General features: G+C 65.0%; 8 protein-coding genes and 1 pseudogene. 5 read left to right on the top strand and 4 right to left on the bottom strand.

The genetic code is table 11. The features are described 5' to 3' along the window. Positions 1–669 precede the first annotated feature (669 nt). Both AB0K03_RS23275 and AB0K03_RS23270 read right to left on the bottom strand, forming a co-directional pair. Positions 670–1,113: a hypothetical protein gene (locus tag AB0K03_RS23275; protein ID WP_364688113.1), complete on the bottom strand. Its 444-nt coding sequence runs from the start codon at positions 1,111–1,113 to the stop codon at positions 670–672. 129 nt (positions 1,114–1,242) lie between these two features. Beyond that, a pseudogene (locus AB0K03_RS23270) lies at positions 1,243–1,359 on the bottom strand (hypothetical protein); the annotation flags it as partial. Positions 1,360–1,380: 21 nt separating this feature from the next. Between AB0K03_RS23270 and AB0K03_RS23265 the strand changes: the two are divergent. Genes AB0K03_RS23265 through AB0K03_RS23255 form a run of 3 tightly spaced genes read left to right on the top strand, consistent with a single transcriptional unit; the run spans position 1,381 to position 4,602 of the window. After that, complete coding sequence (locus AB0K03_RS23265) at positions 1,381–3,537, top strand: VWA domain-containing protein (RefSeq protein WP_364688111.1); 2,157 nt, start codon at positions 1,381–1,383, stop codon at positions 3,535–3,537. A 24-nt stretch (positions 3,538–3,561) separates the two neighbouring features. Next, positions 3,562–4,125: a hypothetical protein gene (locus tag AB0K03_RS23260; protein WP_364688109.1), complete on the top strand. Its 564-nt coding sequence runs from the start codon at positions 3,562–3,564 to the stop codon at positions 4,123–4,125. Positions 4,126–4,182: 57 nt separating this feature from the next. Beyond that, positions 4,183–4,602, top strand: a complete 420-nt coding sequence (locus tag AB0K03_RS23255; protein WP_364688107.1) for a hypothetical protein — start codon at positions 4,183–4,185, stop codon at positions 4,600–4,602. 87 nt (positions 4,603–4,689) lie between these two features. On the opposite strand, the gene AB0K03_RS23250 is transcribed toward AB0K03_RS23255, so the two are convergent. Further along, positions 4,690–5,604, bottom strand: coding sequence for a recombinase family protein (locus tag AB0K03_RS23250; RefSeq protein WP_364688105.1), 915 nt, complete (start codon positions 5,602–5,604; stop codon positions 4,690–4,692). 144 nt (positions 5,605–5,748) lie between these two features. Continuing rightward, on the bottom strand, positions 5,749–6,153 hold the full coding sequence (locus tag AB0K03_RS23245; RefSeq protein ID WP_364688103.1) for a hypothetical protein: 405 nt from the start codon (positions 6,151–6,153) through the stop codon (positions 5,749–5,751). A 182-nt stretch (positions 6,154–6,335) separates the two neighbouring features. On the opposite strand from AB0K03_RS23245, the gene AB0K03_RS23240 reads away from it, so the two are divergent. Both AB0K03_RS23240 and AB0K03_RS23235 read left to right on the top strand, forming a co-directional pair. Further along, positions 6,336–6,848, top strand: a complete 513-nt coding sequence (locus tag AB0K03_RS23240) for a hypothetical protein (protein ID WP_364688101.1) — start codon at positions 6,336–6,338, stop codon at positions 6,846–6,848. Positions 6,849–7,264: 416 nt separating this feature from the next. Then, on the top strand, positions 7,265–7,435 hold the full coding sequence (locus AB0K03_RS23235) for a hypothetical protein (protein ID WP_364688099.1): 171 nt from the start codon (positions 7,265–7,267) through the stop codon (positions 7,433–7,435). Positions 7,436–7,529: the final 94 nt, after the last annotated feature.

Below are 7,529 nucleotides of genomic sequence, written 5' to 3'. Positions count from 1 at the left end.
CCGAGGCCTCACCCGCCCCGGGCGACTCCACAAAGGCTCATCATCTGGCATCACCGCAGCTCAGACGGCCATCAGCCGAAAACGCAAAGACCCTGACCGGGCACGGACCTGAGCGAGTTTTGAATAGGGCTCCCGAGGTATCTCTTCCCGATCAGCCAAGGTCACATGTTGCGAATGGCGGGCATCCTGCCTCACCGAACAACCAAGATCAAATGCTGCGACCGGCTGAATCCGCCGCCGCCTTCGATCTTGTTGTCCTCACACACACATAATCAACAGACGGCTGCGTCCATACCGGAGCCCGCCCCCGCCGCATCCAGCAGGTCAGACTGCTAATGGTGGCTGCCGTATTAGCCTCGCGAAATGCCAGCGAATATGTCGCTTCCTATCATCATCAACAATGCGAGTTGATGCGTGTTAGCGCGCTTCTTGTCGGGAACCCTCAGCCAGCCCACCATAGCCGCAATGATGCTGATCATCACCATGGGCGCAATGACCGCAACGAGCACACTGAGTAGCTGTCTTGGCAGAGCTTCGGCTTTGCCGAGGAGTCCAACCAGTACCAGGAGTGGCATTCCGATGATCGCGAATCTGAGACCGCGCACGTATGCCCGGTACGATGGTTCGCGACGAAGCCAGGTTGGCGCCCCTTCCATATCCTCTACCCTTCTACCAGTCAAACCAGCGACCTGATTTACCATTTGTACCACCGGCCCATGCAACCCCGCCGCCGAACATTCCACCGACGTTCGCGCCACCGGTGTATACGTTCGATGATGTCGATTTGGAAAGGTTGACGTCCAACTTTCCGCCCAGTATTCCGCCGACGTCCGCGCCGACTGCGTCGCCGGCCTGGTCCTCAATGTTACCGTTCGAGAACTGGATTCCGACGGTGCCTCCTATGCCCACACCATAGAACATTCCTCCGCCGCCGTTGGCGTACCACCCCATACCGCGGCGGTCAAACGCTATGCACGCCTGACCGACAGCAGATGCGAGCGCTCCAATGATTCCTGAGGCGCAGAATGCGAGCATTCCACCACCGGTCTTCTTTTCCGGCGCTCGAGAATACGGTCCTCCGTAGAGCGAACATAGCGGTTCATAAGCGTTCATGCTTGTGGCGGTTTGGCCTGGCCTGTCCGCCAAGCCCACGAGGCTCTTGACCAGGTTGCACACCGCGCACAGTCCGGTTGGGTCTTCCTTGAGTAGAGGATCGTTGTTCGCGTAGGCGTACGGCTGAATGGTTCGGTCAATTGCGGGATCGATTGCTGCGAATTGTGTCGTGATGGGGTCGTAGTCGCGGGCACGCAGGTATACAAGCTCAGTCGTCGGGTCGGTCCAGGCACCTGTGTAGCCAATGTTGCTGGTGGCCGGCCCGGTGTGGTTGAGCAGCCGGCCGTAGGGATCGTAGGTGTTGGTGCCGACAACGTCGCCGTCGGTGTTGGTGAGGTGGGTGACGGTGCCCTGCTGGTCGGCGTGCAGGTATTCGATCGTGCCGTCGGCCGCAACCTGGGCGTACGGGGTGATGCCTGGCCCGTAGAGGTAACGGTGGGTGCCGTCGGCAACGCGGTCTTCGACATCGTCAACTGGCAGCAGACCTGGACCGCCTCGACCAACCCGTGCCGCAGCCGCAGCGACGGTCCCGCCGCGGACGTCGTGTTCCTCGACCTGAGCCTGGTGCTGGACAGCTCCGGCTCGATGTCGTGGAACGACCCGAACGGTCTACGGCGCAGCTCGGCGAAGAACTTCGTCGATGCCCTGCTGCCCAACGACCGCGCCGCCGTGGTCGACTTCGACGACTACGCCCAGGTTTTGCAGCCGCTGACCTCGGACAAGGCCGCGGTGAAGGCCGCCATCGACCGCGTCGATGACTGGGGTGGCACCAACATCGCCGCCGGCGTACGCGCCGGGACGGACCTGTTGCTCGCCAACGGCGACCCGAAGCGTGCCCGTATCGCCATCCTTCTCACCGACGGTGAGGGCTACTACGACCAGTCGCTGACAGACCGGGCTCGGATCAATGACATCAGCATCTACACGATCGGTCTGGGTTACAGCGTCGACACCGCCCTGCTGAGCTCGATCGCCAACCGGACGGGCGGCAAGTACTACAACGTCGCTACCGCGGCGGACCTGCCGCAGGTGTTCCGTCGCATCAGCGAGGAGACCGGCGGCGGTGACCCGAACACCACCAAAGACACCGACGGCGACGGGCTGACCGACTGCACCGAGCTCAAGGGCATCCGCGGCGACGGCGGCCGCATCTACGTCACCGACCCCACCAAGGTCGACACCGACGAAGACGGCCTGAGCGACCGTGACGAGGCCGGCGAGCCGATCGACTTCAACGAGCTTTACGTTCGCAACCCGGCTGCCTGGGCCAAGAAGCTCGCCGACGGCGCCCCGATCACCTACCGCCTCAACTCCGACCCCACCACCGTCGACACCGACAACGACCGGCTCACCGACGCCGACGAACTCGACCTCGAGCTGTCGCCCTGGATCAAGGACAGCGACCACGACCAACTCATCGACGGCTACGAGGTTCTCGAATCCAACACCGACCCGGAGAACGCCAACACCGACGGCGACCACTGGGCCGACACGTACGAGGTCGATCACGCCGAAGACGAGGACCTCAACCCGCTCTTCTTCGACGAGCAGGTCAGCAAGTGGGTCTACGCCCGCGACGTCGCCGTCGGCTTCATCGCCGGCGACGCCTACCGCATCGACAGCATCGCCTGGCTCATCGGCAGCGTCTGCTCCGGCGCACTGAGCTTCATCCCCGACATCGGCTGGATCCTGGGGGGCATCGCGGACCTGCGCGACACCATCGCCTCCCTGATCCGCGGCGAGTGGGTCAACGCCGGCTTCTCCGCCGCCGGACTCATTCCCTACGGCGGCGACGCCGTCGCCATCCCCGGCAAAGTCGCCAAATTCATCGAACGCAACGCCGACAAGGCCGACGAAACCCTCGCCGCCATCGCCAAGATCGACGACATTCCCCGTGATGTCCTGATCAAGACGGCGAAACAGACCCTCAAGCAGGACTGGGACGACCTGGTAAACCACGGGTTCAGCGAAGACACCCTCATCTGGCTAATGGAGCACGCCCAGGACCTGAAACACCTCGCCAACGTCGTGCGAAAGTCAACGAAGTTCACCGGGCCGGCCGCCGGCATGATGGCCACAGGCAAGGATGGGGAGCGATTCCTGGAAGGCTTCTTCAATGCCACGACGCGAGGACTCGACAATCAGGTGTATCGGTCCACTCAGGCGCTGACGGGTAAGCGGAGTGGCCGGTACTGGGACGTCTTCAAGAACAACGTCGCCCACGAATCAAAGGTCGGCATGCTGCACTACGAGAAGAGGTTCGAGGAGCAGATCAGGAAGGACGTCTGGTTGAGCAACAAGGAAGGCGTCAAGTTGCACTGGCACTTCTTCGTCAGCGGCCGTTCCGGTACGGTCGGTCCAGACGCGAAGATGCTTGACCTGCTTCAACAGAACAACATTCCGTTCACTATCCACGTCGGCTGACCGGCGAGCACGTAAGGTTGAGGCATGGCCGACTTCCAGGCGATGACCAAGGCCGAAGCGCGGGCCTTCCTTCAGCACTGGCTGGAGGAAGGCCCGGCCCGCCTCGAATGGCTTCGGCAAACCGCCGCCACGACCGGTGGTCCAGCGCACCTCGACGGCAGCGGCACCAGCCTGGGCCCTCTTTGGGCCTGGGCACGCACACTGCTCGCCTGGCGGGATGCCGACGTCGAACCGGTCGGCAGCGGTCCCTTGCCCGCGTGGTTCCCGAATCCGATCGGAATCGGCTTCGAACGGTTCAGTGACCAGACCATATGGTTGGTCGACGCCATCGCGCGATACTGGGCTCAGGCGTTGATAACCGCACGACCATCCTCGGTGCAATGGGGCACGGGGTACTCCAGGGTGAAGGGCTATATCGATCAGAATTGCCCCGTTCTGCTCGGCTTCGGCGACGACCTTCCGCCGATCCGGATCATCGGTTCGATAACAAGCAATTCACTGGAAGGCGACGAACGCGACGGCCGCCTGGAAGAGCTGCACCGCAGTTGGCTCGACATCGCCGACGCGCAGATCCGACGGAAATCGTAGCGGCCGGAATCCCGGATCACATGCCGCCTGGCGAATAACTCGGGAAGGGGCAGTGCGATGGGTCATTGTGTCGACATCTTCGCCGGCCCGTGGACCCTTCAGTACCACCATCGGCCCGCCCTGCCCGTGCCCGCCGCCCCGGCGGCACTCGCTGCCGCCCTGCGAGAAGCAGGCCTCGACATCGTCGTGGGTGCCCCAGAGGACGCCGACAGCGAGCCGTTCGACGAGATGGTCGCCCAGAACGAACATCTTTTGGTCGAGGTCACCGCCGTGGAGCACCGCGACGGCATTGCCGGCTTCGAACTTGAAACCACGGCAGACGCCGATAGCCGTGACGGACCTGCCGCGGTCGCCTACCTGGCGTTACTGCACAGACTTCTGTCGGCCGCCGCGACTCTGGGTGCCGGCGTTTGGGACGACGACACCCAAGAGCCGATCACCGTCGACACCGTTGCCGAAGCAGCCGCTGGGCTCTGACGGCAACCGTGCGGCGGTCAGACGCCACACATGAACTCCCGAGAGACGATCACCGTGGGCCGATCCGGAGTGTTGGACTCGGACACGTTAACCCCCACCAGAGTCATCCCGTCGAGGGACGGCTGCGGTGGGGGTTACCTGTTTCTCCCGGTCCATCGGCTCGAGCTCGAGCGAGCGCGGGCCGCAGACGATTGCCAGCCGGCGGCCGCGGAGATAGGCGACCAACCCCACGCCGTCGGCCAGGAACGGTAGCTCGCCGGCATAGATCAACTGGTAGAGCAGTTGCTCGACGATTCGGCCTTCGGCCCAGTACACGCCTCGCGCCGGCTGGCAATCCGCTCGGGCGCTGCTACGGCCGTGACGGCAGCGGTAACCGGCTCGGCCGTGAACCCAATGGGCCTCCAGGCGCCGTCCGCAGAGCCGGCAGATCACCAGCCCGGTCAGCAGGTAGGCGCGCACCGCGCCGTTATCCGGCACGGCGACCGAGTTGACTTGCTGCGCTGCGAGGAAGTCGCTGTCACTGACGAGAGCGGGATGCGTCGGCTCACGAGAGATCGCCCATGCGCTGCGCGGGTTGCGGGTTCGGGTGCGACCGAGGCTGGCGCGCTTGTCCCCGGGAACGGTCTCGTGGTGCTCGGTGCGCTGCCGGTTCCACACCTGCCGGCCGGTGTAGCGCGGGTTCGCGAGGATCTCCGCGACCGTCCGCAACGTCCACACCGTCCCTATGCGGTGTGTGTTGCGCTCCGGATCATGGGCTGACGGCGAGGGAACGTGCCGCTCATTGAGGTCTCGGGCGATACCGGCGGTGCTGGCCCCGGCGAGGCGACGGGCGAAGATCCACCGCACATGCGGGGCCGTGACCGGATCCGGATCGAGCCGGTGCAACCGTCTCCCCCACTGTGCATGAATGCGGTTCGGGTGCGGACCGGCGTCCACCAACCTATAGCCATACGGTGGACGTCCGCCGAGATAACGTCCCTGATCGCGGGCCTGCACACCCATCGCGTTGGTGGTCCGCCGTCGAGCCCGCAACACCTCCGGGCTGCGACTGATGCCCCAGCAACATCAGCACGGCGCGATGCACAGGATCGCCCAGGTCGACGGGACCTCCGAGTTCGGGCAGCCACACAGCCACGCCGTAGGCGTTTAGGTAAGCGATGATCTGCAAGGCCTGCCGGCCGGTGAACGCACGCTCGTCCCCCCGACCACCACCGCGTCGAACCGGCGATCTGCGCGTGCCGCCTCAGCCAGCAACTGCGCAGCACCGGGCCGCTCATGCCAAGGAAGGCAACGGGAATAGCCGATGTCGAAGAACTCGACCGCGATGCAGCCGCGTCGCTCGGTCAGCTGGACGGCGGCGTCGAGCTGCCACCGCCGCGACGAGACCGGATCCTGGTAGCCGTCGGTAGAGATTCGCCCGTAGAAGGCGAAGCGAATGCCGCCGTCCCGCCACACGCGGCGCCGGCCACGGGACCTTTCTGGAGACCGGTCTATCCAGAGTGTGAACGGAATTTCGGGTGCCACGCCCGCGGTCATCGGCAGTGTGAGCATTGGCATCACCAAGCCTTGGAAGCAGACACGTTCAGTACCCGCCCCGCTGCGCCACCACCTGCAGTCCGCAACTACCACCCATACGAGTGAGGAAAGCACCCATGGCCGACCTTCATGGAGCCCAGGCCGGCCGATGGACCTTCGCTTGACCACGCCGGGAGACGCGCCGATAGGGTGGGGCCATGAAGAAGCCCCTTGGCGTCGCGGTCGTGGTCATCGGCCTGGCGGCTGCCGCGTCGCTCAACTCCATCGGGGTCGCTTCGGCGGGCCAGCAGCCCGTGCCGGCCGTGGTCGCCTCCACCCCGATGGCGAGCGTGGCCGTGCCAGCACCTCCGGCGATCAAGGACAGCGACCCGTCGCTCACGTTCGCGCAGAACGGCCGCATCGTCACCGTCACCCGCAGGTCCACCCCGGTCGCCACCGTGACGCTCACCTCGGCCACCTGGTCGGCTCACTCCGCCACGGCGGTCCTCGAGGTCACCGCCACCCGTCCGATCATCGTCGACCCGGCGATGTTCATCCTCTACGACGCCGAGGGCTGGGAGAATGAGGCGGAGCAGAGCAAGCCGGTACGGTTCGGGGCCGGCACCGCCGCGCTCACCCTGACGTTCACCGGCACCCCTGCACGACCCGAGGCCCTCGGCTGGGTGGCGCAACCCGACGAGGATGCCGTCGCCGTGTGGGAACGAGGCTGAGCACGACCGCTGTCGGACCAGTCAACTGCGCCGCCGCCCGGACACGGTGACCCCACCACGATCATTCACTTCGTTACCCGCGTGTTGACCGTTGGCAACGGCCTCATACGCGTCCCCCTATCGCGTCCAGCATGAACCGCGGGCAGCGTTGCTGGGGTGGCGAGCGAGCCGGAAGAGAGCCAGGCGGGCGTTGGGAGCCTCACGGTCGCGGGACTATCAACTCACCAGTTGTGATCACCGTGTGCATATCCCTGGTGTTGAGCTCGCACACGTTAATTCCACACGAGCCGTGAGGTCTCCTCACGTCATCGTCGGTCCCCGTCCTTCTGGGCGGGGATTTGTGCTTGTAAGGCGGCGGGCAGGTGCGCTGCCGTGAGCGCCATGCTGGCGGTGTCGGTCTCGGCGATCCAGCCATCGTGATCACCGACCAGGATCATGCCGTGCCGGCGAAGTTCGTCGCCGACAACTGCGGGGCTGCCCTGCCGCAGCCGTGGATGGGTTCGGGTGAGGGCGGGACTGCACCGATGCGCCTCGATCAGCTGGTCCTCGCGGCAGTAGAGGATGCGCGGCGGGCCTTGAGCTACTGACTGGGCGCTATTACGGCCGTGCCGGCAGCGATACCCAGCCCGGCCGTGGGTCCACGCGGCCGCGACCGACGAAACAGGGCGGTGACGCCCGTTC

The organism is Actinoplanes sp. NPDC049316 (assembly GCF_040677315.1).
GTDB lineage: Bacteria > Actinomycetota > Actinomycetes > Mycobacteriales > Micromonosporaceae > Actinoplanes.
Note: the sequence above shows the minus strand (reverse complement) of the source record. Positions and strands in the feature narration are given on the sequence as shown.

Excerpts from the sequence above, each read along its gene's own strand:
- AB0K03_RS23275 (WP_364688113.1), bottom strand. The coding sequence starts at position 1,113 with ATGAACGCTTATGAACCGCTATGTTCGCTCTACGGAGGACCGTATTCT.
- AB0K03_RS23260 (WP_364688109.1), top strand. The coding sequence starts at position 3,562 with ATGGCCGACTTCCAGGCGATGACCAAGGCCGAAGCGCGGGCCTTCCTT.
- AB0K03_RS23255 (WP_364688107.1), top strand. The coding sequence starts at position 4,183 with ATGGGTCATTGTGTCGACATCTTCGCCGGCCCGTGGACCCTTCAGTAC.
- AB0K03_RS23250 (WP_364688105.1), bottom strand. The coding sequence starts at position 5,604 with ATGGGTGTGCAGGCCCGCGATCAGGGACGTTATCTCGGCGGACGTCCA.
- AB0K03_RS23245 (WP_364688103.1), bottom strand. The coding sequence starts at position 6,153 with ATGCTCACACTGCCGATGACCGCGGGCGTGGCACCCGAAATTCCGTTC.
- AB0K03_RS23240 (WP_364688101.1), top strand. The coding sequence starts at position 6,336 with ATGAAGAAGCCCCTTGGCGTCGCGGTCGTGGTCATCGGCCTGGCGGCT.